We start from the raw sequence: 26678 nt of genomic DNA on the forward strand, positions 1-26678 counted from the left end.
GCCCTTCCCACTGGCCACCGCGATCAGCCGCCGCGTGCGGCGCTCGCTGGTGAGCAGCACGCGGACCTCGGTGACGCCCGGCACGCCCTCGGCGACGCGGCGGACATCGGCCTCGAGCTCGGCCCGCGCCGCCTCGGCCAGGCCGGTCACGTCGAGCACGATGCTCGCCTTGCCGTCCTCGATTCGGGCGCTGGCGCGGCCCGCCGCGATCGGCGCGAGCGCCGCCTTCAGGTCTTGGACATGATTCATTACGCGCCAGATAGGGTCACAATCGGCGGCTGCCACTGTAAATCCGCGCATGCGTCCTTATAAAGACACGCATGGTGAACCTATCGGGCTGGCGCGGACTGGCCGGCATCTTCAAGAACGAGGCCCCCAAGAGTCCGTGGGGCAGTGGCGGCGGAAGCGGCGGCGGTTCCGGTAACGGCGGCGGCTCGGGCAATGGCGGAGGCTCGGGCCCGCGCAACCCCTGGTCGTTCCCGCCCGACGGCAAGCGCCCGCGCCCCGGTGCGACCAGCCTCGACGAATTGCTCAAGCGTGCACGAAACGGTGGCGGCCCGGGCGTTCCCGGCCTCCCCTCCGGCAGCCGGCTGTGGTCGCTGGTGCTCGGTGCCCTGCTGCTGATCTGGGTGGCTTTCACCAGCATCCACCCCATCGGCCCCCGCGAACGCGGCGTGGTGACGACGCTGGGCCGCTATTCGAGCACGCTCCCCACCGGCGTGCAGTTTACCCTGCCGGCACCGATCCAGCTGGTCGACGTGGTCGACGTCGCCAATATCCGCACCGAGAATTTCCCGACCGGGGGCGAAAATCTGATGCTCACCGGTGACCAGAACATCGTCGACCTGGCCTATTCGGTGCGCTGGGACATAAGCAGCGCGGTCGACTACAAGTTCCAGATCGCCAAGCCCGAGGACACCGTCCGCGCCACCGCCGAGAGCGCGATGCGCGCGGTGGTCGCCACGACGACGCTCAATGAGGCGATCGGTCAGGGCCGTGCCCGAATCGAGGGCCAGGTCCAGGCGTCGATCCAGCAGATCCTCGATTCCTATCATTCGGGCATCCGCATCCAGGGCGTCGCGATCCAGAAGGCCGCGGCGCCCCAGGCCGTCGACGAGGACTTCAAGCAAGTCACCGCCGCGCAGCAGGAGGCGCAGGCCAACAAGAACAACGCCAATGCCTATGCCCAGCAGGTGCTCGCCGCCGCGCAGGGTGAAGCGGCCGAGTTCGACAAGATCTACGAACAGTATAAGGCGGCGCCCGAAGTGACGCGCCGCCGCCTGTATTACGAGACGATGGAGCAGATCCTGTCCCGCACCAACAAGACGATCGTCGAGGCCCCCGGCGTCACGCCCTATCTTCCGCTCCCCGGCGTACGCCCTGGCGGCGGCGCGTCGGCTGAGGCCCAGGCCCAGCCCCGTGCCCAGGCGGGAGGCGCACGATGAACGCCGCCTGGTTCCGCAGCCCGATCGGCGTGGCCGTCGTCATCATCCTCGCGCTCGTCGTGCTGATGAGCACGATCGCGATCGTGCCCGAGAGCAAGCAGGCGGTGATCCTGCGGCTCGAACAGCCCTATCGCACGATCAATGCCTACAAGCCCAACGAGCAGTTCGGCCACACCCAGGCGGGCCCGATCTTCCGCATCCCGTTCTTCGATCGCATCGTCTGGGTCGACAAGCGCGTGCTCGACATCGACCTGCCCAACCAGCCGGTGCTCTCGACCGACCAATTGCGGCTCGAAGTCGACGCCTATGCGCGGTTCCGCGTGGTCGATCCGCTCAAGATGGTGGTGACCGTCGGCAATGAGGAGCGCGTGCGCGACCAGCTCCAGCCGCTGTTCGGCTCGTCGCTGCGCAACGAGCTCGGCAAGCGCACCTCGGCGATCCTGCTCAGCCCCGAGCGCGGCGAAGTGATGGACAATATCCAGAATTCGCTCCAGCGCCTCGCCAGCCAGTACGGCGTCGAGATCGTCGACGTGCGCATCAAGCAGACCGAGCTTCCCAGCGGCTCGCCGCTCGAGAGCGCGCTCAACCGGATGGCGACCGCGCGGCGCCAGGAAGCCGCGACGATCAAGGCGCAAGGCCTCAAGGATGCGCAGATCATCCGGGCAACCGCCTCGGCGCAGGCCGCGCAGGTCTATGCCCAGGCGTTCAACAAGGATCCGGCCTTCTACGATTTCTACCGCGCGATGCAGTCGTACCGGACGACCTTCCTCGCCCAGGGCGACGACAAGGGCGACACCTCGATCGTGCTCTCGCCGCAGAACAGCTATCTGCGCGAGTTCATGGGGCAACGATGATCCTGCAGCTTCGTTCATATTCAATCGCCGTTCAGCAATCGGGAGCGACAAGCGCACCCGACCGGTTACTCGTCCTTTGAGAGGATTCGCCCACGTGCGTTACGTCTACGCCCTTACCACTGCCCTTGCCCTTGGTGGCGCCGCCACCGCATTGACGCTGAACCACCCCGCCGGCGCGCAGACCGCGCAGAACGAGCCGGGCGCGATCCAGGCCTCGGCACCGCGCGGCGGCGCCCCGATGAGCTTCGCCGACATGGTCGCCAAGCTGCAGCCGGCGGTGGTGAACATCTCGACCACGCAGCGCATCACCGTGCAGCAGCAGAATCCGTTCCAGGGCACGCCCTTCGAGAACTTCTTCGGCGCCCCGCGCGGCGGCGGCTCCCGCACGCAGGAAGCCCAGTCGCTCGGCTCGGGCTTCCTGATTTCGGCGGACGGCTATGTCGTCACCAACAACCATGTCGTCTCGGCGGGCACGCAGGGCGCGACCGTCGAATCGATCACGGTGACGTTGCCCGACCGGCGCGAGTTCACCGCCAAGCTGGTCGGCCGCGATCCGTCGTCGGATCTCGCGGTGCTGAAGATCCAGGGCACCAACTTCCCGTTCGTCCGCTTCGGGGATTCGCGCCAGGCGCGAGTCGGCGACTGGGTGGTCGCGATCGGAAATCCGTTCGGCCTGTCCGGTACCGTGTCCGCGGGCATCGTCTCGGCGGTAAACCGCGTGACCGGCGGTGGCGCCTATGACCGCTTCATCCAGACCGACGCCTCGATCAATCGCGGCAATTCGGGCGGCCCGATGTTCGACCTGCAGGGCAACGTCATCGGGATCAACTCGCAGATCCTGTCGCCGACCGGCGGCAATGTCGGCATCGGCTTCGCCATCCCCGCCGAGCAGGCCAAGCCGATCGTCGAGACGCTGATGCGCGGCGAGAGTGTCACCCGCGGCTATCTCGGCATCGGCATCCAGCCGGTCACCGACGACATCGCCGGCGCCATCGGCGCGAGCAAGGGCAAGGGCGAGATCATCGGCAGCGTCGAGCCCGGCCAGCCCGGCGACCGCGCCGGCCTGCGCCCCGGCGACGTGGTGCTGGCGATCAACGGCCAGGACATCACTCCCGAACAGACGCTGAGCTATATCATCGCGCGGCAGAAGCCGGGCTCGCGCGTCAGCCTCGACGTGCTGCGCGATGGCCGTCGCCAGCAGCTGACCGCGACGGTAGGCACGCGTCCTTCGCAAGAGGAACTGGATGCGCGCTCCGGCCCGGGCTTTGACCCCGACGCGGACGACGGCGCCCCCGGCGCCGCAGCTTCGGCTTCGTCTACGCTCGGCCTCGCCGTCCAGCCGTTGAATGCGCAGATCGCGCGGTCGCTGGCGCTCGATCCAAGCGTGCGGGGCGTAGTGGTCACGGCGGTCGATCCGAACAGCGACGCCGCCGCCAACGGCTTCGGGCGCGGTTTGGTGATCACGCGTGTGAACAATGTGCCGGTCGCCTCGGCTGCCGATCTTTCGCGTGCGGTTCAGCAGGCACGCAGCGCCGGGCGCAAGCAGGTGCTGCTCTACGTGCTCACGCGGGGGCAGTCGCAGCCGCGCCTGATCGCCCTGAAGATCGACCCGGCGGGCTAATCGCGCGCCGCGGGGCTGACCAATGCCCGTTTCTTCCCTAAAGCAGACCTCCTGAAACGGAGTTCGGCGATGGCGGAAGAGACGGGCATTTTCATTGGCAGCGCCAACGGCGTCCGGCAGGAGCTGGTGCTCCGCCGCGCCAATCGCCACGGGCTGATCGCCGGCGCGACCGGTACCGGCAAGACGGTGACCCTGCAGGTCCTGGCCGAGGGCTTCTCGGCCGCGGGCGTGCCGGTGTTCGTCTCCGACGTGAAGGGCGACCTGTCGGGGCTCGGCATGGCCGGATCGCCGACCGCCAAGACTCACGACATCTTCGCCAAGCGCGCCGCGGAAATCGGCGACGGCGAATGGCGCTACGACGCCCTGCCGGTGCAGCTCTGGGACCTGTTCGGCGCGCAGGGCCATCCGATCCGCGCGACGATCTCCGAGATGGGGCCGCTGCTGCTCGCGCGGCTGCTCGACTTGAACGACACCCAGGAGGGCGTGCTCAACGTCGCTTTCCACGTCGCCGACGAGGAAGGGCTGCTGCTCCTCGACCTCGACGACCTCCAGGCGATGCTGTCGCATTGCGCCGAGCGCGCCAGCGAGCTCTCGACCAAGTTCGGCAATGTCACCAAGGCCAGCATCGGCACGATCCAGCGCCAATTGCTCCAGCTGCGCACGCAAGGCGCTGAGAATTTCTTCGGCGAGCCGGCGCTCGACATTGCAGAGTTCATCCGTACCGATGAGAGTGGCCGCGGGGTGGTCAACATCCTCGCCGCCGACAAGCTGATGGCCTCGCCCCGGCTGTACGGCAGCTTCCTGCTGTGGATGCTGTCCGAGCTGTTCGAGACGCTCTCCGAAATCGGCGACCCGGACAAGCCCAAACTCGTCTTCTTCTTCGACGAGGCGCATCTGCTGTTCGACGACGCCCCCAAGGCACTGCTCGACAAGATCGAGCAGGTCGTGCGGCTGATCCGCTCCAAGGGCGTCGGCGTCTATTTCGTCACGCAGAACCCGATCGACATTCCCGAGGACGTCGCCGGCCAGCTCGGCAACCGCGTCCAGCATGCGCTCCGCGCCTTCACGCCAAAGGACGCCAAGGCGGTCCGCTCGGCAGCGGAGACCTTCCGCGTCAATCCCGATGTCGACGTCGCGACCGCGATCACCGAGCTGAAGGTCGGCGAGGCGCTGGTTTCGGTGCTGCAGGAAGACGGCTCGCCCTCGCCGGTGCAGCGCACCTTGATCCGCGCGCCGGGCACGCGGGTCGGGCCGCTGGCGACGAACGAGCGTGCGGTGCTGATCACCACCGACGCGGTCGGCGACAAATACGATACGGCGATCGACCGCGAATCGGCCGAGGAGATGCTCGCCGCCAAGGCCGACGAGGCGGTCGCTGCGGCAGCCGAAGCCAAGGCCGAGAGCGAAGCCGACAAGGCCGCCGCGGCGCAGGCCAAGGAGCAGGCGCGGATCGCCAAGGAGGCCGAGCGCACCCGCCTCGCCACCCAGCGCGCGCAGGCGACCGCGACGTCGCCCTGGGCCAAGATGGCGACATCGGCGGCGCGGTCCGCCTCGTCGTCGCTGGGGCGGCAGGTGGCCAACGAAGTCGGCCGCGAGATCTTCGGCGGGCGTGGGCGGCGCTCGCAGGGCATCGGCGCGCAGCTGATCCGCGGCGTCCTCGGCGGGCTGTTCCGGGGCTGATTCTAAAATCCTCCCCCGGAGGGGGAGGTGGCAGCGAAGCTGACGGAGGGGTAGCGCGCCTCAGGCTGCGACGCTGGTGGAAAGCTACCCCTCCACCGCTTCGCGGTCCCCCTCCCCCTCCGGGGGAGGATTTGCGCAGCGACGTCGCGCCGGTAAGGCCGTTCATTGCCCGCGCGCGCTACTTGTGGCTAAGCTCGCTCAAACGTTTCCAAGGAGCGCCGAATGGCCACAGCCCCCCGCCCGACTGCCGAACTGACGCTGCGCGGCGTCGTCCTGGGCGCGCTGATCACGATCCTGTTCACTGCCGCCAACGTCTATGCCGGGTTGAAGGTCGGCCTCACCTTCGCGACCTCGATCCCTGCGGCGGTGGTGTCGATGGCGATCCTGCGCTTCTTCCGCGGCAGCTCGATCCTCGAGAACAACATCGTCCAGACGATCGCCAGCGCCGCGGGCACCCTGGCCGCGATCGTGTTCGTGCTGCCCGGGCTGATCATGGTCGGCTGGTGGTCGGGCTTCCCTTATTGGACGACGGTCGCCGTGTGCTCCACCGGCGGCGTGCTCGGGGTGATGTTCTCGGTGCCGCTGCGCCGCGCGCTCGTCACCGGCACCGACCTGCCCTATCCCGAAGGCGTCGCTGCGGCCGAAGTGCTCAAGGTCGGCTCGAACAGCCGCGCCGGCGATGTCGAGAATGCCGGCGGACTGCGCGTACTGATGCTCGGCTCGCTGTTCTCGGGCGCTTTCGCGCTGCTCGCCAAGATGAAGCTGGTCGCCGAGGAAGCGGGCAAGAATTTCGCGATCGGCGGCACGGCGACGGGCTTCTCGACAAGCTGGTCCATGCTGCTGATCGGCGTGGGGCATCTCGTCGGCCTCTCGGTCGGCGCGGCGATGTTCTTCGGGATGATCATTTCCTGGACGACGTTGGTCCCGTATTTCGCATCGTTCGGCGATGCCTCGGCCGGGATCGACGCGCTGGTGGGCGGCACCTTCCGCGGACAGGTGCGCTTCATCGGCGCAGGCACGATCGGCGTCGCGGCGATCTGGTCGCTGCTCAAGATCATCGGCCCGATCGTCGCCGGACTGCGCTCGGCGCTGGCAGCATCTCGCGCGCGCACCGCGGGCCAGACGCTCGACATCACCGAGCGCGACTTGCCGATCGGGATCGTCGCCTTGGTCACGCTGGCGACGCTCGTCCCGATCGCCTGGCTGCTGTGGAGCTTCTCGGCGGGCGGACCGGTGCACGATTACCCGGTCGCGGTGATCGGCGGCTCTTTGGTCTATCTGCTCGTCGTCGGGGTGCTGATCGCGGCGATCTGCGGCTATATGGCCGGGCTAATCGGCGCGTCGAACTCGCCGGTCTCGGGCGTCGGCATCCTCGCGGTGCTCGGCGCGTCGCTGCTGCTCGTCGCGATCTTCGGGCATGAGGCCGATCCGACGCGGACCAACGCGCTGATCGCCTATGCCTTGTTCACCACCGCGATCGTCTTCTCGATCGCGACGATCTCGAACGACAACCTCCAGGACCTCAAGACCGGGCAGCTGGTCGGCGCGACGCCGTGGAAGCAGCAGGTCGCTTTGGTGATGGGCGTGGTGTTCGGCAGCCTCGCGATCCCGCTCGTGCTCGATTTGCTCAAGGACACGCTCGGCTTTGTCGGCATGCCCGGCGCCGGCCCCAACGCGCTGTCGGCACCGCAGGCGGCGCTGATCTCGTCGATTGCCAAGGGCGTGCTAGGCGGCGACATCGATTGGGGGCTGATCGGGATCGGCGCCGCGATCGGCGCGGGCGTGATCGTGATCGACGAGCTTCTCGGCCGTGCCGGCAAGATGCGCCTGCCGCCGCTCGCGGTGGGCATGGGCATCTATCTGCCGATGGCGCTCACCCTGCTGATCCCGGTCGGCGCGGTGATCGGGCATTTCTACAATCGCTGGGCGATGCGCAGCAAGAACCCGGAGTTCGCCGAGCGGATGGGCGTGCTCGCCGCGACCGGGCTGATCGTCGGCGAGAGCCTGTTCGGGGTGGCGTTCGCGGGCATCCTCGCCTGGGCCAATCGCAATTCGCCGATCCCGCCCAACGACGCGCCGCTGGCGGTGATGGGCGAGGGGTTCGAGAGCGTGGCGCTGTGGATCGCGCCGCTGCTGTTCTTCGGGCTGATCGCGGCGGTCTATGCGGTCACGCGCCGGCTGGTCGCGAGCGTCCCGGCGGCAAGCGAATCGGCGACTGATCAGGATATCGCAAACTATCGGTGAGACGTAATAGGAACCGGCAGCGGCCGTTCAGGCTCGGGTGGAGTGTATTCATGCGACGTATCGTGGTGGTGTTGCTTGCAGGACTGTGCGCAATCACGGGCGCTCGGGGGCAGGAAGTGAAACCTGCGGACGGTGTCTGTGCGCGTCTATCGCCCCAAACTGGCTTCAAGCCCCAGGGTGACGGGTCTTGGCGCGTGAACATGCTGGGCGGCGTCGGCGCCGCCTTGTTCGGCGGTACGGCAGGCGCCAGCTTCCGAGTCGATCCGATCGAAGGGTCCACCGCGAGCCAGGCTTTGGACAAGTCCTGCCAGCAGGATGGCCAAGCGATCTCATGCCGCGTCGTGGGGCCTGCGCGCATCACGATCGGCACCAAGCGCGGAAACGCGTTCACGGACGTAGTCCCCGGCGAGCAGGCCGTGGTTGGAATGAAGGGGCGCTACTTGACCTGTCGGGAAGGCGGCTGAGCCAGTCTCGCGGCGAACGGGCCGGCGGACACACTCTGCCGCGCTGAGCAGACGGCCGATTTCCGAATGCCGATCCGCCTTACCCCATCGCCTCGAGCAGGGCCTTGATCGGTACGAACGCGAACGCCACCGAGCTGTCGGCCACGCCGTACGGGATGAAGATCTTGTCGCCGTGGCGGATCGCGCCGCAGGTATAGACGACGTTCGGCACATAGCCCTCGCGGTCCTGGTCGGCGGCGGCGAGCAGCGGCTCCTGCGAGCGCGCGAGCACCTTGGACGGGTCGTTCTTGTCGAGCAGCGCCGCGCCGATCGAATATTTGCGCATCGCGCCGACGCCGTGGGTGAGCACCAGCCAGCCTTCGTCGACTTCGATCGGCGGGCCGCAATTGCCCATCTGGACGAGCTCCCACGGATATTGCGGCTTGATCAGCAGCTCGCCGCCTTCCCAATGGGTGATGTCCTCCGAAGTGTGGAGGAAGATGTTCTCGCCGTCCTGGCGGCCGAGCATCATGTACTTGCCGTCGATCTTGCGCGGGAACAGCGCCATGCCCTTGTTGCGCGAGGCGCTGCCGCTCATCGGCACGAGGTCGATCGCGCGCCAGTCGCGCGTGCGCATCAGCTCGGACTGGATCACCGAGCCGTTATAGGCAGTATAGGTGCCGATCCATTCCTCGCTGCCGTCGTCATGCGTGAAGTGGCAGATGCGCAGGTCTTCGAGGCCGTTCGACTGCGCCTTGGTGATCGGGAAGATCACCGTGCCGGACAAAGTCGAATCGCGGTGGCGATAGACCGTCACCGGGCCCTCGGGCATCGTGTCTTCGTCCTCCTCGCGCGCATCGGCGGCGGTGGCGAAGGGCGGCTCGGGGGCGAGGCTGAGCTCGTTCTTGTCGGTGATGATGCCTTCGCGGAACGAGACCGAGGAAATGTGCCCCTCGCCCACCGCGCGCAGCGACATCAGGATGCGCATGCTGCCCTTGGGCATGCCCGACTGATCGTAATGCGGCACCGCGCTGGGATTCATCAAGGCGGCAGCGGCATAGCTATATTCGTGGCAGAAATAGGCGCCGAGCAGCTGGCGCTTCTCGTCACCGATCGCGCTGCCGTCGAGCTTGAGCATGTTCTCGATCTCGTCATAGCGAGTCATGAACACGCGGCGCGTCTGCCAGTGGCGCGCCTCGAAATCCTTGAGCACGATCTCCAGCTGCGCGCTCGCCTCGCCGGGCGACATCGCCAGGACCTCCTGGACGATGCGTTCCGAACGGCTCGGGCCCGAGCCGTTCTGCGCCCAGGCGATGTGAAACGGACGAACCACCACGCGCGAAGGATCGGCGCGAAGCCGCAGCGTGTGATTGAACAATTCCTGCATTCGTCCCCCGTAGCGTCCCGATATTGCCGTCGCGCAGGGCTACGCGGCGGCGGTGCGGGGGGTGCTTTCCACGTTTTCCGCGGGCTTTGAAAGTACGGAAATCGCGCAATTCGCCAATTGCAGCGCGAGAATCGACTCGGCGCCCTGATTTCGGTTCAAACCGCCCGGCATCAGGCCGTCGAAGCAGCCGCCATCCTGCGCGGTCGCCAGCGGAAGCTCGAGATCGTTGGCACCGAGATACCAGCGATAGGCGCGCATCGCCTCCTCGTACCAGCGCTTGTCGCCGGTCACATCATAGGCGGCGACGCAGGCCTCGACGGTGGCCTGGGCCTCCAGCGGCTGCTGGTCGAACTGGAGCGGTTCGGAATAAGGCGGCCGGCCGAAGCTCTCGCTGCCGACCGCGCGGAAGCGGCCTTCGGGCGAGGTTTGCTTCTCGACGATCCAGTCGAGCGTCTCGAGCCCGACCTGGACGAAGTCCTTGCGGCCAAGCACCTTGCCGGCGCGGAGCAGCGCTTCGGGCAGCCGGGCATTGTCATATGCCAGGACGATCTCGAACCACTGCCATTCGGGGCGGCGCGCCTCGGCGAGCAAGGCGATCAGCTCTTCGCCATAGCGCGTGAGGATCGTGCGCGAGAGCGAATGGCCCGGATGCGCCTCGATCATCGCCGCGGCGCCGAGCATCGCGAAGGCATGCGCGCGCGGGGCGAGCAGCTCCAGCGCGATCGAGGCGGTGCTGTCGAACAAGGTCGATGCCCAGTCGCGATGCTTCTGCGCGCGGGCGTCGCGTGCGGTGACGCCCAAAGCCCAGAGCGCGCGGCCGTTCGAATCCTCCGACCCGACGTCCTCGCACCAGGTGCGATCGAAGTTCATGAAGTTGCGGAAGCGGCGCTGGTCGGCGTTCCAGGCATATTGCACGAACCCGCCATAGATCGTCGTCCACTTGTCGCGAACGGCCTCGTCGATCCCTTCCATCTTGCACATCAAGATCAGCGCGCGAGCATTGTCGTCGATGCAATAGCCGTGACGGCGATCGGGGACCGAATAGATCGAATGCTGGAGCATGCCGGTCGAATCGCTCATCCGCTCGACCGCGGCGATGTCCGGAGCGAGCGTCGCGAGTTCGGCGGTCGCCTTGGCGAAGCGCCGCGGCTTGGCGGCGACGATCGCGCCCAGCTCAGCCATCGCATTCTCGGCAAGGCGCGGCCAGATCATCGTGCGGCCGCGGGCATAGGCCCGCTGCGCCAGCGCCTGACGCTCAGCCGTGTCGGTCAGCAGCCGGTCGATCTCGCGGGCAAAGGCGGCGCTATCGCCGAAATCGACGAGGACGCCATGATCGTCGGCGAGAATCTCGGTCGCGTGGACATAGGGCGTCGAGATCACCGGCTTGCCGACGCCGACGGCGTAGGACAGCGTCCCCGAGGTGATCTGCGCCGGATTGCTGTACGGCGTGACGTAGAGGTCGGCGGCCTCGAGATAGTCGATCAATTCATCATGCTCGACGAACGCGTCGATGAACTGGACGTGCCCGGCGACGCCCTTTTCCTCGGCAAGCGCCTTGAGGCGATCGCGATACGCTTCGCCCTCATGCGCGACGAGGTTCGGGTGCGTCGCGCCGAGAATGACATACAGCGCCTGCGGGTGATTCGCGACGACCTGCGGCAGCGCCGCGATCATCGTGTCGAGCCCCTTGTTCGGCGCGAGCAGCCCGAAAGTGAGGATGACCTCGCGGCCTTCCCAGCCGAAGTTCGGCTTCATGCTGTCGGGATCGGCGAAGGCGCGGTCGGGCACGCCGTGCGGGATCATGACGATGCTCTTGTCGTCGGCACCGTGCACGCGCTTGAGAATGTCGCGGCCCTTCTCGGCCATCACGATGATCCGCGACGAGCGGCGCAGCAGCGCCTCCATCACCCGGCGCTCATCGGCGCTCGGCTTTTCGAGGACGGTGTGGAGCGTGGTGATCACCGGGATCGACAGGCGATCGATCAATGCGATCAGATAGTCGCCAGCCGGGCCGCCATAGATGCCGTATTCGTGCTGGATCCACAGCGCCTGCGCACCGCTCGCCTCGATCGCGCGGGCGGTGTCGAGATAGGCGGCGCGGTCGTGCTGCGGGATCGCGCGGGTCACTGCATCTGGATAATCGTAGCGGCCAGGATGATCGTCCATCGCGAAGACGTCGACGCGAAGCTCCGGATAACGCTGCTTGAGCGCGTTATAGGTGTCGGTCGTGTAGGTGGCGAGTCCGCACTTGCGCGGGAGAAAGTTGCCGATGAGCGCGAGGTGATTGATCCCTGCTCCAATCATGAACGGCGCCATTCCTATTCCTTCGCTAATGCAAACAAGCCGGGCCGTCGAAAGCCCGTTATGTCCCTCCCAACTCTCGCAAAGGAATATGGTTTCATTCTTGTTGCAATGCAACATGCACGAATCCGACGAAGCGTGCTGTAAATGTGAGGTTCAGCCTCGGCCGCGGTAACCGGGCACATCCTGAGGCGGGATCCACACCCCAGCGGGGGATTCGCCCGACTGCCAGAACACGTCGATCGGGATCCCGCCGCGCGGATACCAATAGCCGCCGATCCGCAGCCATTCGGGCTGCATCTCGGCGAACAGCCGCTCGCCGATGCCGACGGTGCAATCCTCGTGGAACGCGCCATGGTTGCGGAAACTGCCGAGGAACAGCTTCAAGGACTTGGATTCGACGATCGTCGCGCCGGGCACGTAATCAATTACGAGATGCGCGAAATCGGGCTGGCCGGTGATCGGGCAAAGCGACGTGAATTCGGGCGCGGCGAAGCGGATCATGTAGCGGCTGCCTACGCGCGGATTGGGTACGTAATCGAGCTCCGCTTCCTCCGGCGAGGCGGGGAGCGAAGAGGTCTGGCCGAGATGCTTGGGTTCCATGCGGGCCATGTAGGTGATCGACGCGGCCTTTGCATCCATCTAGGACGAAGACATGGACGCACTCGTGACGACAGAATGGCTCGCGAACGCCTTGGGCGCAGACGACCTCGTGGTGCTCGACGCCACCTACACCTCGACCCTACCCGGATCGGCGAAGCAGGATCCGCAAGCCGAATATGCCGCCGGACATATTCCCGGCGCGCTGCTGCTCGACCTCGACACGCTGGTCGATGCGAACGATCCGCTGCCCTCGATGCTGCCCCCGCGCGACCTTTTCGAGGGGCGGATGGCGGCATTGGGGATCACCGCCGAAAGCCGCGTGGTGCTCTACGACAACAGTCCGCACCACACCTCCTGCCGCGCCTGGTGGGTTCTCGGCCGGTTCGGTCTCGCGGCGAGCCTGCTCGACGGCGGGATCGCCAAGTGGATCGCCGAGGGTCGCCCGCTGGCGCATGACGCGCCGGTCCCCGCCCGTTCGTCGTTCGAGGCAGGCATGCCGCGCACGCAGGTGCGCAGCCTCGCCGAGATGCAGGCGACCGACGAGCAGATCGTCGACGCACGCTCGGCGGCGCGCTTCTCCGGTGAGGAGCCCGACCCGCGCAAGGAATGCGCCCCAGGCCACATCCCGGGATCGAAGAATATTCCGCAGGGCCGCTTCTTCGAAGCCGATGGTACATGGAAGGCGCCCGAAGCGATCGAAACGCTTTTCGCCGATGCCGGGATCGATCTCGACCGGCCGCTGGTCGCGACGTGCGGATCGGGGATCACTGCCTGCGTGAATGCCTTTGCCGGCCATCTGATCGGCCGCGACGTGCCGGTCTATGACGGCAGCTGGTCCGAATGGGGCGCTCGCCCCGATACTGCAAAGGCACTGGGCCCGGCATGAGCGACGAGAAGGACGCGACCAAGGTCGTCCAGGCCGGGCGTCGCGAGGAATGGACGCAAGGCGTGGTCAATCCGCCGGTGTGGCGCGCCTCGACGATCCTCTACGACAATGTCGCCGAACTGCGCGCGCGCGGCGCCGCCGATACGCACCACAAGCTCTTCTACGGCCGCCGCGGGACCCCGACGCAATGGTCGCTCGCCGATGCGCTGACCGAGCTCGAGCCCGGCGCCGAGGCGACTTTGCTCTATCCGTCGGGCGTTGCCGCGATCGCGTCGGCACTGCTGGCGGTGCTCGAACCCGGCGACGAACTGCTGCTGACCGACAGTGCCTATGACCCGACCCGCGGCCTCGCCGACGGGCTGCTCAAGCGCTTCGGTATCACCACGACCTATTACGATCCGCTGATCGGCGCGGGGATCGCCGAATTGTGCAGCGAGCGCACCAAGGCGATCTTCATGGAGAGCCCGGGCAGCCTGACCTTCGAGGTGCAGGACATCCCCGCGATCGTCGGCGTCGCCAAGGACCGCGGGATCACCACGCTGCTCGACAATACTTGGGCAACGCCGCTCCTGCTTCCCGCGATCGCGCTCGGGATCGACTATTCGATCCTCGCCTGCACCAAATATGTCGTCGGCCATTCGGACGTGATGCTCGGATCGGTGACCGCGGCCGATGGGCAGTATCAGCGGCTGCGCGCCGCCACCTACCAGCTCGGCCAGACCGCGAGCCCCGACGATGCGTGGCTGGGCGCGCGCGGCCTCAGGACGATGGCGGTGCGGCTCGACCAGCACGGCCGCTCGGCGCTCAAGATCGCCGAATGGCTTGAGGACCGGCCCGAAGTGGCGCGCGTGCTCCATCCCGCGCTCCCCGACTGCCCCGGCCATATGACGTTCGTTCGCGACTTCCGCGGCGCATCGGGGCTGTTCTCGTTCGTGCTCAATGGCGGCGGCGAAGCGGCCCGCGCCGCCTTGATCGACGGGCTCAGGCATTTCGGCATCGGCTATAGCTGGGGCGGGTTCGAAAGCCTCGCGATCCCGGTCGACCCGCAGCGCCACCGCAGCGCGACCCGATGGGAAGCCGAGGGACCGCTCGTCCGGCTCCAGATCGGGCTCGAGGATGCCGACGATCTGATCGCCGATCTCGAGGCCGGACTCGAGCGCTTCGCGGCGGTGCGCGGGTGATGGAACGGCTCGGGGCGTGGCTGGCAGGACATAATCTGCCGGGCGCCGCCGAGATCACAGAGGCCGCGATCGGCGCAGGGCTGGCGGCGCTTGCGCTCGCGCTAGGCTGGGTTGCCGGGCAGCGTATCGGCGCGCGGATCGCCGCGGCCTGGGCCGAGCATCTCAACGGCGATAGCGCCACCTTCCAGCTGCGCGCCTGCGCGATCGTCCGCTGGGGCAGTGCGGCGGTGCTGCTTGCCTTGCTCCTCGCAAGCTGGCCATGGCTGCCGCTCGGCGCGCTGGTGACCGGGCTCGCCGAGGCCTTTGCCGTGGCGATGCTCGCTGCGACGATATTGCGCACGCTCAACCTGCCGCGCTGGGCGGCGTGGACATTGGCCTTGCTCGCTTTCCTGTTCGTTCTCAGCCACGCGATCGGCGGGTTCGGCGCGGTCGAGGCGACGCTCGACCGGGTCGGCATCCAGGTCGGGCAGCGCCGGCTGTCGCTGCTCTCGGCACTCACCGTCGGCATCACGGTGTTGCTGCTGTTCGCCGGGGTGCGACTGGTCAACCGCGTGCTGAGCCAGATGATCGGCCGCGCGCGCGGCTTCGATCCGACCCAGAAGCTGCTCGTCCAGAAGCTCGCGACGATCACCGCGGTGGTGCTCGCCTTCTTCATCGGCGTCGACCTGCTCCAGATCGACCTGACCGCGTTCGCAGTATTCTCAGGCGCGTTCGGGCTGGCGATCGGTTTCGGGTTGCAGAAGACGATCGGCAATCTGATCGCGGGAATCATCCTGCTGATGGACCGGTCGATCAAGCCGGGGGACGTGATCGTCGTCGGAGACAGTTTCGGCTGGGTCAACAAGATCGGCGTACGCGCCGTCTCGGTGGTCACCCGCGACGGCAAGGAGCATCTGATTCCCAACGAGAATCTGATGACGCAGGAGGTCGAGAACTGGTCCTACACCGACCGCAACGTCCGCGTCCGCATCCCTGTGACCGTCGCTTATGACTGCGACCTCCAGCTCGCGCAGGAACTGATGCTGCGCGCCGCGGCGGAAAGCCCGCGCGTGCTGGACACCCCCAAAACCAATGTCTGGCTGATGGCGTTCGGCGAGAAGGGCGTCGAGCACGAGATCCTGGTGTGGATCAGTGACCCCGAGAGCGGCGTCGGCAACGTTCGCAGCGACGTGCTCAACCGGCTTTGGCTGCTGTTCAAGGAGCATGGGATCCTGATCCCCTATCCGGTGCGCGACATCCGGGTGACGCAGTGGCCCGTGGGGGAGGCAGGTTCGTAGCGTCGTCCCGGAGTAGGCATCCAGCATTCGATCCAGGCGACCCCTGTTCCCCGGCGAAGGCCGGGGCCCAGTTGCAAACGCTTGGTTAGGTCGTGCTGCATCTGCGACTTCGCCGAGACTGGGCCCCGGCCTTCGCCGGGGAACAGGTTCGGATTTAACAGGCAGCGTGAGACTCTGGCTTCGGCACAATGACGGAATACCCCTCCCGCTCGCCGAACTCCGCCCCTATCTTGCCCCTCGTGAGTTCGCAGCCGATTACCGCTCGTATCGCCGATGGCGTCGCCTCGATCCCCTCGGCCGAGTGGGACGCCTGCGCTGGCGCCGGCAACCCGTTCGTCTCGCACCGCTTCCTGTCGATCCTCGAACGCTCGGGCTCGGCTACGGCGCGCGCCGGCTGGCAGCCGCTGCCGATCGTGGTCGACGGCGCCGACGGGTGCGCCGCGGGGATCGCGCCGGCCTATGTCAAGTCGCACAGCCAGGGCGAATATGTCTTCGACCATGGCTGGGCCGATGCCTGGGAGCGCGCCGGCGGCGACTATTATCCCAAGCTCCAGGTCGCCGTGCCGTTCACCCCAGTGCCCGGGCCGCGGCTGCTGCTCCGCGAACCCGCCATCGCGTCGGCGCTGATCGCGGCGATCGAGGCAGTGACCGACCAGAACGAATTGTCCTCGGCGCACGTCACCTTCGTCGGCGCGGACCAGTTGCACTGGTTCGAGGCGGCGGGATGGCTGGTCCGCGCGGGCACCCAGTTCCACTGGCAGAATGACGGCTATGCCGGCTTCGACGACTTCCTCGCGGCGCTGTCGAGCCGCAAGCGCAAGGCGATCCGGAAGGAGCGCGCCGCTGCGCTCGAGGGGCTGACCGTGCGGCACTTGACCGGTGCCGAGATCAGCGAAGCGCATTGGGACGCGTTCTGGACATTCTATCAGGACACCGGCTCGCGCAAATGGGGCCAGCCCTATCTCACGCGCAGCTTCTTCTCGCTGCTCGGCGCCGAGATGGCCGACAAGGTGCTGCTGATCCTCGCCGAGCGCGACGGGGTGCCGATCGCGGGCGCGCTCAACCTGATCGGCGGCGATGCGCTGTACGGGCGCTATTGGGGCGCGGTCGAGGAAGTGCCGTTCCTCCATTTCGAGCTTTGCTATTACCAGGCGATCGACGCGGCGATCGCGCGCGGGCTGCAGCGCGTCGAGGCCGGCGCGCAGGGCGAGCACAAGCTCGCGCGCGGCTATGCCCCGGTGACGACCTGGTCGGCGCACTATATCCCGAATGCGGGGTTCCGCCGCGCGGTCGCCGATTTCTTGGCGCGCGAGCGCGAGGCAGTCGAGCGCGAGCAGGAATGGCTCGGCGAAATGATGCCGTTCAAGCGCGAGGGGTGAGCGGAGTACCGTTCTTCCCCGTTCGCCCTGAGCTTGTCGAAGGGCCGTTCTTCTTGATCGGGCGAGGAAGAAGAACGGTGCTTCGACAAGCTCAGCACGAACGGATTTAGGTCTTCGCGCTGTTGATAGCTACTCTGCCGCCGGCGACGGCGAAGCCTCGGGCTCGGGCAGATTGCTGGTAAACTGTCGACCGTCGTTGAGGATGATCTGGCGCTCCCATTTGGGCAGCGGCAATTCGCCCGGCCGGATGACCGGCGCCTGCACGCTGTGGTCGACCTTGTAGAGCCCGCTATTGCTGTGGCTGTCGACATAGACAGGGATCAGCCCCTGCATGAAGCGCTGCGGGAATGCCGGCGGGCGGATCATCCAGACATAATCGAATGCATCGCGCGGGAAGCGGGCGAGCGCCCAGGGAACCGGCCGCCACCATTCGCGCGGGCACTGCACGTCGGTGACGATCTGCGACGGATCGTGCGCGAAGCGCTTCGCCGCGGCATAGCGCACGGTCAGCAACTGCGCGCCGGGCATCGACCATTGATCGTTGGTGTAGGCGAGCCGGCGTTCGAGCGCGAGCGCGGGGACGTGCTGGAGGCGCGTCATCTTCCACTCGTTATAGCAGGTCTCGCCGACGAAGCTGACCAGCCGCGCGCCCTCGGGCAGATGGTCGAGCGCCTTCAGTTCGCGGTCATAGGATTTGTCGTAGAGGAAGAAGCTCCACGTCGTCGCCGCGACCCGCGCGGTAAAGAACGCCATGCCGAGCGCCGCGACCAACGCCGCGCCGCGCATCGACATGCCCGGCTTGGGGCGGATCGCGAGGATGCCGATCGCGATCAGGAACGGTACCAGCCGCATATCGGCATAGGCCGAGCCGAACACGATCCGCGGCAGCAGCACATAGACCGCTGCGAGCAGCAGGAACGACAGGCCGAGGTTGCGCGAATATTGGAGGTTCGGGTCGCGGATCGCCTTGAACAGCAGCAGGAACAGCACGCCAACCGAGGCGATGTCGAACAATTGCCAGCGATCGCGGAAGACCTGGACGATCCACAGCATCTTGGCGCGCCAGTTGAACCAGTCCGCGGTCTGCCCGGTAACGTGGCCGCCGCTGCGCCACATCAGCATCAGCAAGACCGGCGGCGCGAGGACGAGGCACTGGATCCCCGCCTGGAACCAGGGCAGCAGCCAGGTGCGCGCGAAGCCCTGGCCGCGATTGGCGTCGTGGTGGCGGACCAGTTCGGCCGAGAAAGCGAGCACGCCGAGCACGCCCCAGCCGAAGGTATGCGTGATCCAGATCAGCACGGAAATCGGCAGGAACACCATCGCGCGGAAGCCGAACTTGCCGAGCCGGCCGAGCCGCAGCCACCAGCCGAAGGCAAGCATCGCCATCGCCATCGACAGCGCGAAATTGACGAAGCCGAAATGGAAGGGAAACGCATAGGCGAGCGGCAGCGCGAACAATGCGGTCGCCGGGATCCGGCCATGCACCTCGCGCGCGATCAGCAGCAGCCCGGCGACCGTCATCGCGGGGATCGTGATGACGATCAATTTCACCGCGAGCTCGAGCCCGAACAGCTTGGACAAGGGGATCACCAAAAGGTCGACCCCGAGATTGCCCATCAGGCTCCAGTTGAAATTATACCATTCGTGCAGGTGCGGGAATTGGTCCCAGACGAGCTGGACGCGGTAGCGCCCCATATGTCCGGGCAAGTCGACGAGCGGCGGAATGTCGGGCCACAGCAACGGCACGATCGCCAGGAAGGTGGCGAGCGCTACGAACCACCGTGTCTGCCACCAATGCGGCCTTTCGCCCCTGTTCATCGCGCCGCTTTAGGGTCCGGCCTCGATCGTCGCAATGGCCGCTTTGCGCGGTTGCGGCGCATCAGTGCGCGCGGCGGTCGATCCGATAGAGCGTGTCCGAACCGTTGCGCCAGACGATCGTCATCCCCGCGACGAGGCGCGGATCGAACGTCGGCGGGTCGATCAGCCAGACATAGTCGAAGCGGTCGCGCGGCAGATGGCTCAGCGCGACGTCGAGCGGCACGAAGCCGGGCTCGAGCTTGCACCAGTCCTGCAGCACCATCTGCGAGGGATCGCTGTCATAGTCGCGCAGGTCGGGCACGACGATCTGCATCGGCGTGCTGCCGCCGAGGCGCCATTGGTCGTTGCTGAACGCGGCACGGCGGGCGACCGCGAAACCCGAGAGATGGCTGGTGCGGCGCTGCGCCCAGGCCTGGCCGCAGGTCTCGCCGACGAAAGTGGCGAGACGCGCGCCGCGGGGGACATGGTCGAGCGCGGCGAGATGGCGTTCCCAATCATTGCCGCCGATCCACAGGCTGGCGGTGTTGCCGGCGATCCGCGCGCCGAAAAAGGCCAGTCCGATCAGCGCCATCGCCGCCTTTTCGCGAAACGGCATCGCCGCGCCGGCGCGCAGGCTGAGCAAGGCGAGCATCGCGATATAAGCGGCGAGCCGCATATCGGCATAGGCTGACATGAACAGCATGAAGGGCAGCAGCACGAACGCGGCGAGCAGCAGCAGACAGGCGATGCCGACGGGTCGCGACACAGTGACGGTCGCGCTGCGCAGCCCGCGATAGAGCAGGATGCCGACAAGCGCCGCCGACGCCATGTCGAATTCGGGCCAGCGGTCGCGGAACAGCATCGCCAGCCAGCCGGCCTTGAGGCGGAAGTTGAAGAAGCGCTCGGTGATGCTGTGGCCTTCGTTGGAGCGCCAGAGGATCAGGAACAGGAAGGGCAGCGCGAGCGGCAGGCAGGCGAGACCGGCGCGCAGGATCGCCTGCGGCCAGCGATCCGCCTCGCGCGCGCGGGCGAGTTCGGCACCGAAGACCATGAGTCCCAGCGCGCCCCAGCCGACGACATGTGCGACCCATACCACCGCCGCGAGCGGGACGAACAAGGCCGCGCGCAGCCGCGTCCGGCTGAGGCGCCCGAGCCGCAGCCACAATGCGAACGCGTTGAGCGCCAGCGCCATCGCCAGACAGTGATTCACAAAGCCGAACTGGAGCGGGTAGTTATAGGCAAGCGGCAGCGCGAGCAGCGCCCAGGGCTGGACTCGGCCATGCGCCTCGCGCGAGATCCACAGGATGCCGGTCACGGTCAGCGCGACGATCAGCATCACCGCCGCCTTGACCGCAGGCTCGAGCCCGATCAGCGGCGCGATCCCGGCGACCAGCAGGTCGACCCCGAGATTGCCGACGAAGCGCCATTCGAAGCGATACCATTGCGACAGCGTGTCGGCATCGGTGCCGAGCATCACGCGGTAGCGGGCGAGATGCCCGGCCAAGTCGGTGAACGGCGGCACCACCGGCATCACGAGCGGCACGAGCGCGAACAGGATCGCCAGCACGGCAAACCAGCGCGTCTCCCACCAGGCGTTCTCGGCACGGCTCAACGGCTCGGCTCCGCGGGAGGAACGACGGCGAACAGCGCCGGCGCTTCGCCCGGCGGCGAGATCGGCCGCAGCCATTCCGGCGGCCGGCCGGCGGCGAGCGCGCCGCTCAGCCGGGCGGGGCTCTGCGCCTGGGCGCCAAGCTCGTCGAAATCGCCGGGGCACAAGGCGACATAGTCGATCCGCCACTGGCGCGCGAGCGAAGCGGCATTTTCGGTCGGACCGAGGAAGAAGCGATACATCGCGGCATTGGCCGTGTCGTTACGATGATAGGGTGCTGCGACGACGCGGTGCGGCGTAGCCGCCAGCGCCCAGGCGCCCAGGTCGATCGGCGCCATCAGCCTGCCCGGCGGCAGCGCGGCGAGGCGCGCGAGCGCGGCGGGGCCGGTGCAGTCGGCGACGGCTGGTCCGGAGGCGGTGCGCGGCGCAACCGCGTCGCCCGCGATCGGATAGAGCAGCCCCGCCGAGACCAGCCACGCCGGCACCAACGCCAGCACACCGCGTGCCCGGGCCGCGGTGATCAGCGCCGCGAGCGCCGGCGCGGCGAGGAGGGCGCCGGCATATGCGCCGCGCAATTGGATCAGGGTCAGTGCCAGCGCAGCAAGCTGTAGCGCGAGAAGAATCAGCCAGCGATCGTCGCGCGCGCTGCGCCAGGCGAACAGGCTCGCCGCGATCCCAGCGAGCATCAGCCCGGCATAGCCGATCGCGTGCCCGAGCGGCGCGCCGAGAAGCGGCTGCGCCTCGGCGACATTGGCGAGCCAGAGCTGCGCGAGCAGCGGGTCGACCGCTCCGTAGGGCTGGAGGCAATCGGGCGACAAAGCGAGCGCGCCGAAGCCGGCGACGGGCGCGGCGAACAGAATCGCGATCGTCCGCGCGCGCGCGCCGGTCGCGGCGAAGCCAAATAGAGCGAGCGCGAGCGGCGCCAGCGCGCCGAGCTGCGCGGCGCGCCACAGCTCCTGCGTGAAGCCGTCGCAACCGGGCCAGTTCCAGCCACTGGTGCGCAGCACCGCCGAGGCCGCGGCGAGCGCCAGCACCAAGGCGACGGCATAACCGCCAAGCAGCGCCTGCCCCTCTCGGCCCGCCTTGGTCCAGCGAAAGAGGATGGCGGCACCGGCGACCGCGAGCAGCGGGGCGGTCTCGATGCCGACAACCAGAGAAGCGGTGGTCGCGACGCCGGCGGCAGCGCCCCAAACCCGCCCCCCTTTTCCAACCGCGGCCCGCACCACGACGAGCAGCAGCACCAGCTGGAGCCCGTGATGGTCGATCCGTCCCGGCATGAACAAGGTCGTCGCGGGATAAGCGAGCGCGGCGACCAGCGCAGCGAGCGGTCCCGAGGCGCCGAGCGTGCGCGCGATCCCGGCGACGAGTGCCAGCGCCGCGGCGAACAACAGCGCCGGCCAGACGATCACCGCGGTCAATTCGGCGGCATGCGTGCCAAGCAGCGGCGACAGCAAGGCGATCAGCCCGGCGGGGACAAGGTCCGCCAGCCGCGCCCAGTGCATCTCGAGCCCGGGCGGCGCGCCGAGCCGGTGCTGGGCAAGGTCGCCGAACGCCTGACCGCCCAGCCAGTCGCGGATCTGCTGGAGGCGGACGACATCGTCGGTGTCGGGAAGCCGCAGCGCGGAGAGTTGTCCCAAGCCCTGTACCGTCCACGCGCAGCTCAGCAGCCCCGCGAGGAGCAGGGCGACGCCGAGGTCGCCCCAATGCCGGTCCTGCTGCTGCGCGGGCATGGCCATGGCCTAGCCGCGCATGGTTAAGGCGGCGTTAGCCGTCGCGGCGGCCGGGCAGCCCCACGGCGCGATCAGAGATCGCGGCGACCCAGCAAACGCAGCCGCAGTGCGTTGAGCTTGATGAACCCCGCGGCATCCCGCTGGTCGTACGCGCCCTGATCGTCCTCGAACGTGACGACCTTTTCGCTGTACAGGCTGTTCGGCGAGCGGCGGCCGGTGACGATGACATTGCCCTTGTAGAGCTTGAGCCGGACGGTGCCGCTGACCTTGGCCTGGCTGTGATCGATCGCCGCCTGGAGCATCTCGCGCTCGGGCGCGAACCAGAAGCCGTTGTAGATCAGCTCCGCATAGCGCGGCATCAGCTCGTCCTTGAGATGCGCCGCGCCGCGGTCGAGCGTGATCTGCTCGATCCCGCGATGCGCGAGGTGATAGATCGTGCCGCCCGGAGTCTCGTACATGCCGCGGCTCTTCATGCCGACGAAGCGGTTCTCGACCAGGTCGAGCCGGCCGATGCCGTGCTTGCGGCCGAGCTCGTTGAGCGCGGTCAGCAGGGTCGCGGGCGACATCGCCTCGCCGTTCAGCGCCACGCCGTCGCCACGTTCGAAATCAATCGTGATGCTCTCTGGCTGGTCGGGCGCGTCCTCGGGATTGACCGTGCGCGAATAGACGTAATCGGGGACCTCCTCCCACGGATCCTCGAGCACCTTGCCCTCGGACGAGGTGTGGAGAAGGTTCGCGTCGGTAGAGAACGGCGATTCGCCGCGCTTGTCCTTCGCGACCTGGATCTGATGCGCTTCCGCGAACTCGATCAGACGGGTGCGGCTGGTGAGATCCCATTCGCGCCAGGGCGCGATTACCTTGATGTCAGGATTGAGCGCGTAATAGCCGAGCTCGAAGCGGACCTGGTCGTTGCCCTTGCCGGTGGCGCCGTGGCTGACCGCATCGGCGCCGACTTGGCGCGCGATCTCGATCTGGCGCTTGGCGATCAGCGGCCGCGCGATCGAAGTGCCGAGCAGGTACAGCCCCTCGTACATCGCGTTGGCGCGCATCATCGGGAAGACGAAGTCGCGGACGAATTCCTCGCGCAGATCGTCGATGAAGATGTGCTCGGGCTTGACACCGGCCTGCTCAGCCTTGCGGCGCGCCGGCTCGAGCTCCTCGCCCTGGCCGAGATCGGCAGTGAAGGTCACCACCTCGCACTGATATTCCTGCTGCAGCCACTTCAGGATCACGCTCGTGTCCAGCCCGCCCGAATAGGCAAGGACGACGCGGTTGATCTTGTCGGACATGAGGCAGGCGACTCCGGCTATGCTGATGGGAAAACCGGGGGCGCTCTAGGGTTCCCTGCCCGCACGCGCAACCATTGTGCTAGTCTAGCGGGTAGTGCTCCTGCGAAAGCAGGAGCCCAGGATAGTTAAGTACACCGCTTCCCAGGGCTCCTGTTTCCGCAGGAGCGGGTTTCAAGCAGACAGGCGCTTCGGCGTCTCGTCTTCGCGCAGCACCTGTTCGCGCTCGAGCATATAATCGCGTGTGATCGGCAGCGCCGTGCGCGAGCGCGACATCTGCAGCTGGTAGTTGACCAGCCCGCCGTTGAGGAACGCGGCGTACGAGCCGGCGAGGTAGAAGGTCCACATCCGGAAGAAGCGCTCGTCATAGAGCGCCACGACCTCGTCCCTCGCCGCGACGGTACGGTCGTACCAGGCCTTGAGCGTGTGCGCGTAGTGCAGCCGCAGCACTTCCACGTCGGTGGGAAACATCCGCACGCCTTCATAGCCTTGCGCGATTTCGGAGAGCGCCGGAATGTAGCCGCCGGGGAAGATGTACTTGAGCGTGAAGGTGTCGGTCACCCCCGGCCCGCCGGCGCGGCCGATCGTGTGGAGCAGCATCACCCCCTCGGGCGTGAGCAGCTCGCGGCACTTGCGGAAGAAGGCGCGGTATTGCGGCGTGCCGACATGCTCGAACATGCCGACCGAGACGATCCGGTCGAACTGTCCTCCGACCGCGCGATAATCGATCAGCTCGAAGCGGACCTTGCCGTGGACGCCGCGCTCGGCGGCGCGTTCGCGCGCGACCTTGAGCTGCTCCTCCGACAAGGTCACGCCGACCACTTCGGCGCCGGTCTTCTCGTGGATGTAGAGCGCCATCCCGCCCCAGCCGCAGCCGATGTCGAGCACGCGCATCCCCGGCTCGATTGCCAGCTTGGCGACGATATGCGCCTTCTTGTCGATCTGCGCCTGTTCGAGGCTGTTCGCCGGATCGGTGAAATAGGCGCAGCTATACTGGCGGTCGGCGTCGAGGAAGAGATCGTAGAGCCGCCGTGACAGATCGTAATGGTGCGCGACGTTCCGCTTCGACTGCCGCGCCATGTTGTAGCGGCCGATCTTGTGCATCACGCTGTTCGCAAGCCGGGCGAGCGGCTTGGGGTCGAGCGCGGCGGTGGCGTCCTCCCAGCGATTGTTGCCGGTCATCAACAGGATCAGGTCGAGGATGTCGCCCTGTTCGATCGTCAGCCGGCCGTCCATGAAGCATTCGGCCGCGCCGAGCGACGGGTTGCGGACGATCGCCGCGGCGGCGCCCGGCGCGAACCGGATCGTGACCGGGCTAATGCCCGGATCGGGTTCGCCGAAGCTGCGGCTGGTGCCGTCCGAGTGGTAAACCGTGAGATCCCCGCGCTTCACCGCGCGTTCGAAAAATCGATCAATCAACGCCATACCACGTCCCGTATCACAGCCCCCGCTCGCTTCTCAAACTAGGATCGTAACGACTTTCTGCAATGCGGAAAAAGGTTTCCGGCCTATATCCCCGCATACCATTCGTAGCCGTTCGAATCCTCCCAATAGCCGCCCTTACCCGCGCCCAGCCCGGCCAGGCTCGCCACCGCCTCGATCCGCATGATGTATTTCGCCTGCTTGTAGCCGAGCTGGCGCTCGACCCGCAGCCGCAGCGGCGCGCCATGGCCGACCGAGAGCGTGGCGTCGTTCATCGCCCAGGCGAGCAGGGTCTGCGGGTGGAAGGCGTCGATCAGGTCGATCGATTCGTAATAAGGCGCGCTGCCGAAGCGATCGGCGCAGTGGAAGACGATATAGCGCGCGGTGTCCCTGACCCCGGCGAGCCGCAGCACCGTCTCGAGCCGCGGCCCCTGCCATTTGCCGATCGCGCTCCACCCCTCGACGCAGTCGTGCCGGGTGATCTGCGCGCGCTGGGGCAGCGACTGGATCTGCGCGAGGCTGAGGCTGAGCGGCCGCGCGACCAGCCCGTCGACGCGCAGCCGCCAGTCGGCGAAGCGATTGTTGGCGAGCGCGTTATATTCGGGCGTATTGGGATTGCCGGTGCCGTTGACCCGGAAGATCGGGCTGCGCTGCTCGGGACGGAACTGGCGCGCGAGCGCGGCGCGGCCGGTGATCGAGCGCTGCAGGAAAAGATGCGCGTCCTCGGCGCTGAGCAAGGCCGGATCGTCGGTGAACGAATCGCAGCCGGCGAGCAACGTTGCGCCGGTGCCGGCGAGCAGCGTGCGGCGCGTGATCACGAATGATCCTCCTCGGGCGCGCGCCACCAGCCGGTGATCATCGACCGCACTTCGTTGACCGGCCCAGCGAGGATCACCAGCGTCAGATGCACCACCACGAACAGGGTCATCCCTGCCATTGCGAGGAAATGGACAGAGCGCGCCGATTGTCGCCCGCCGAACAGATCCGCCAGCCACGGCCACATCCCCGGGGACAGCGCCAGCCCCGAGACGATCAGCAGCGGGATCAGTCCGAACAGCACCCCGGCATAGCTGAGCTTCTGGAAGATGTTGTACGCCCTGTGATCGTGCGGGTCGTGGAAGCGCAAGGCGAGATGCGCCTTGAGGTCGATCCACAGCGCGCGCGGCGCGAGGTCGCGCGCGCGGATGCGCAGGTCGCGCTGGAGGTGACGATTGAGCAACCCGACGAGGATGTAGGCGAGCAGCCCGAAGCCGAGCACCAAGGCGAAGAACAGATGCCAGTGCCGCGCGCCCGACAGGCTGTAATGGCTCGGGATCGTCGCCCATCCGGGGAAGCGCGGCAGTTCGAGCCAGGCATGGTCGAAATTGGCGCCGTAATGCCCCCAATAGAGCCGCGGATGCGCGTTGAAGATCATCAGCCCGCTGGGAATCAGGATCAGGATCGCGAGCGCGTTGAGCCAGTGCCAGAGCCGCGTGAACAGCCGGTGCCGATAGACGCTGCGACGCTCGATGACGGGCTCCATGCCGGTCCCCA

General features: G+C 67.3%; 20 protein-coding genes and 1 pseudogene. 10 read left to right on the forward strand and 11 right to left on the reverse strand.

The window, feature by feature from the left end; all coding sequences use genetic code 11:
* Positions 1 to 249: pseudogene (locus AC3WJI_RS11640) on the reverse strand (chromosome partitioning protein ParA); the annotation flags it as partial.
* A 71-nt stretch (positions 250 to 320) separates the two neighbouring features.
* On the opposite strand from AC3WJI_RS11640, the gene hflK reads away from it, so the two are divergent.
* The 6 genes from hflK to AC3WJI_RS11670 all read left to right on the forward strand — a co-directional run bounded on the left by hflK (position 321) and on the right by AC3WJI_RS11670 (position 8308).
* The gene (hflK, locus tag AC3WJI_RS11645) at positions 321 to 1445 is read left to right on the forward strand and encodes a protease modulator HflK (RefSeq protein WP_492757435.1); all 1125 of its coding nucleotides are present in this window, start codon (positions 321 to 323) and stop codon (positions 1443 to 1445) included.
* Complete coding sequence (gene hflC / locus AC3WJI_RS11650) at positions 1442 to 2299, forward strand: protease modulator HflC (protein ID WP_492757436.1); 858 nt, start codon at positions 1442 to 1444, stop codon at positions 2297 to 2299. The genes hflK and hflC overlap by 4 nt, the downstream gene beginning before the upstream one ends.
* A 94-nt stretch (positions 2300 to 2393) precedes the next feature.
* Positions 2394 to 3920: a Do family serine endopeptidase gene (locus AC3WJI_RS11655; protein ID WP_492757437.1), complete on the forward strand. Its 1527-nt coding sequence runs from the start codon at positions 2394 to 2396 to the stop codon at positions 3918 to 3920.
* A gap of 69 nt (positions 3921 to 3989) precedes the next feature.
* Complete coding sequence (locus tag AC3WJI_RS11660; RefSeq protein ID WP_492757438.1) at positions 3990 to 5600, forward strand: helicase HerA-like domain-containing protein; 1611 nt, start codon at positions 3990 to 3992, stop codon at positions 5598 to 5600.
* 222 nt (positions 5601 to 5822) lie between these two features.
* Positions 5823 to 7844 carry an OPT family oligopeptide transporter gene (locus AC3WJI_RS11665; RefSeq protein ID WP_492757439.1) on the forward strand — a complete coding sequence of 674 codons (2022 nt, stop codon included), beginning with the start codon at positions 5823 to 5825 and terminating at the stop codon, positions 7842 to 7844.
* Positions 7845 to 7894: 50 nt separating this feature from the next.
* On the forward strand, positions 7895 to 8308 hold the full coding sequence (locus AC3WJI_RS11670) for a hypothetical protein (protein WP_492757440.1): 414 nt from the start codon (positions 7895 to 7897) through the stop codon (positions 8306 to 8308).
* A 79-nt stretch (positions 8309 to 8387) separates the two neighbouring features.
* Here the strand turns inward: AC3WJI_RS11670 and AC3WJI_RS11675 are convergent, their stop codons facing one another.
* From AC3WJI_RS11675 to queF, 3 genes are all read right to left on the reverse strand, one after another.
* The gene (locus AC3WJI_RS11675; RefSeq protein ID WP_492757441.1) at positions 8388 to 9674 is read right to left on the reverse strand and encodes a glycoside hydrolase family 130 protein; all 1287 of its coding nucleotides are present in this window, start codon (positions 9672 to 9674) and stop codon (positions 8388 to 8390) included.
* 39 nt (positions 9675 to 9713) lie between these two features.
* Entirely contained in the window at positions 9714 to 11990 is a 2277-nt protein-coding gene (locus tag AC3WJI_RS11680) for a glycosyltransferase family 4 protein (RefSeq protein WP_492757442.1), read from the reverse strand.
* Positions 11991 to 12131: 141 nt separating this feature from the next.
* Positions 12132 to 12617 carry a preQ(1) synthase gene (gene queF / locus AC3WJI_RS11685; RefSeq protein ID WP_492757443.1) on the reverse strand — a complete coding sequence of 162 codons (486 nt, stop codon included), beginning with the start codon at positions 12615 to 12617 and terminating at the stop codon, positions 12132 to 12134.
* Between the two features lie 13 nt (positions 12618 to 12630).
* Between queF and AC3WJI_RS11690 the strand changes: the two genes are divergently transcribed.
* From AC3WJI_RS11690 to AC3WJI_RS11705, 4 genes are all read left to right on the forward strand, one after another.
* The gene (locus tag AC3WJI_RS11690) at positions 12631 to 13464 is read left to right on the forward strand and encodes a sulfurtransferase (RefSeq protein WP_492757444.1); all 834 of its coding nucleotides are present in this window, start codon (positions 12631 to 12633) and stop codon (positions 13462 to 13464) included.
* Positions 13461 to 14645 (forward strand): cystathionine beta-lyase, encoded by a 1185-nt coding sequence (metC, locus tag AC3WJI_RS11695; RefSeq protein WP_492757445.1) that lies wholly within the window; start codon positions 13461 to 13463, stop codon positions 14643 to 14645. Before AC3WJI_RS11690 ends, metC begins: the two co-directional genes overlap by 4 nt.
* Positions 14645 to 15922 carry a mechanosensitive ion channel family protein gene (locus AC3WJI_RS11700; protein WP_492757446.1) on the forward strand — a complete coding sequence of 426 codons (1278 nt, stop codon included), beginning with the start codon at positions 14645 to 14647 and terminating at the stop codon, positions 15920 to 15922. Before metC ends, AC3WJI_RS11700 begins: the two co-directional genes overlap by 1 nt.
* Positions 15923 to 16110: 188 nt before the next feature.
* Positions 16111 to 17301: a GNAT family N-acetyltransferase gene (locus AC3WJI_RS11705; RefSeq protein ID WP_492757447.1), complete on the forward strand. Its 1191-nt coding sequence runs from the start codon at positions 16111 to 16113 to the stop codon at positions 17299 to 17301.
* Positions 17302 to 17430: 129 nt separating this feature from the next.
* Here AC3WJI_RS11705 and AC3WJI_RS11710 read toward each other — a convergent pair whose 3' ends face one another.
* From AC3WJI_RS11710 to AC3WJI_RS11740, 7 genes are all read right to left on the reverse strand, one after another.
* On the reverse strand, positions 17431 to 19119 hold the full coding sequence (locus AC3WJI_RS11710; RefSeq protein ID WP_492757448.1) for a hypothetical protein: 1689 nt from the start codon (positions 19117 to 19119) through the stop codon (positions 17431 to 17433).
* 61 nt (positions 19120 to 19180) lie between these two features.
* Positions 19181 to 20710, reverse strand: coding sequence for a hypothetical protein (locus AC3WJI_RS11715; RefSeq protein ID WP_492757449.1), 1530 nt, complete (start codon positions 20708 to 20710; stop codon positions 19181 to 19183).
* Positions 20707 to 22443 carry a hypothetical protein gene (locus tag AC3WJI_RS11720; RefSeq protein ID WP_492757450.1) on the reverse strand — a complete coding sequence of 579 codons (1737 nt, stop codon included), beginning with the start codon at positions 22441 to 22443 and terminating at the stop codon, positions 20707 to 20709. Before AC3WJI_RS11720 ends, AC3WJI_RS11715 begins: the two co-directional genes overlap by 4 nt.
* A gap of 65 nt (positions 22444 to 22508) precedes the next feature.
* Positions 22509 to 23726 (reverse strand): argininosuccinate synthase, encoded by a 1218-nt coding sequence (locus AC3WJI_RS11725; protein WP_492757451.1) that lies wholly within the window; start codon positions 23724 to 23726, stop codon positions 22509 to 22511.
* Positions 23727 to 23897: 171 nt separating this feature from the next.
* Entirely contained in the window at positions 23898 to 25148 is a 1251-nt protein-coding gene (locus AC3WJI_RS11730) for a class I SAM-dependent methyltransferase (protein WP_492757452.1), read from the reverse strand.
* A gap of 83 nt (positions 25149 to 25231) precedes the next feature.
* Positions 25232 to 25963, reverse strand: a complete 732-nt coding sequence (locus tag AC3WJI_RS11735) for a molybdopterin-dependent oxidoreductase (RefSeq protein WP_492757453.1) — start codon at positions 25961 to 25963, stop codon at positions 25232 to 25234.
* Positions 25960 to 26667: a cytochrome b/b6 domain-containing protein gene (locus AC3WJI_RS11740; protein ID WP_492757454.1), complete on the reverse strand. Its 708-nt coding sequence runs from the start codon at positions 26665 to 26667 to the stop codon at positions 25960 to 25962. Before AC3WJI_RS11740 ends, AC3WJI_RS11735 begins: the two co-directional genes overlap by 4 nt.
* Positions 26668 to 26678: the final 11 nt, after the last annotated feature.

Source organism: Sphingomonas sp. FW306-1B-B10E, assembly GCF_058782005.1.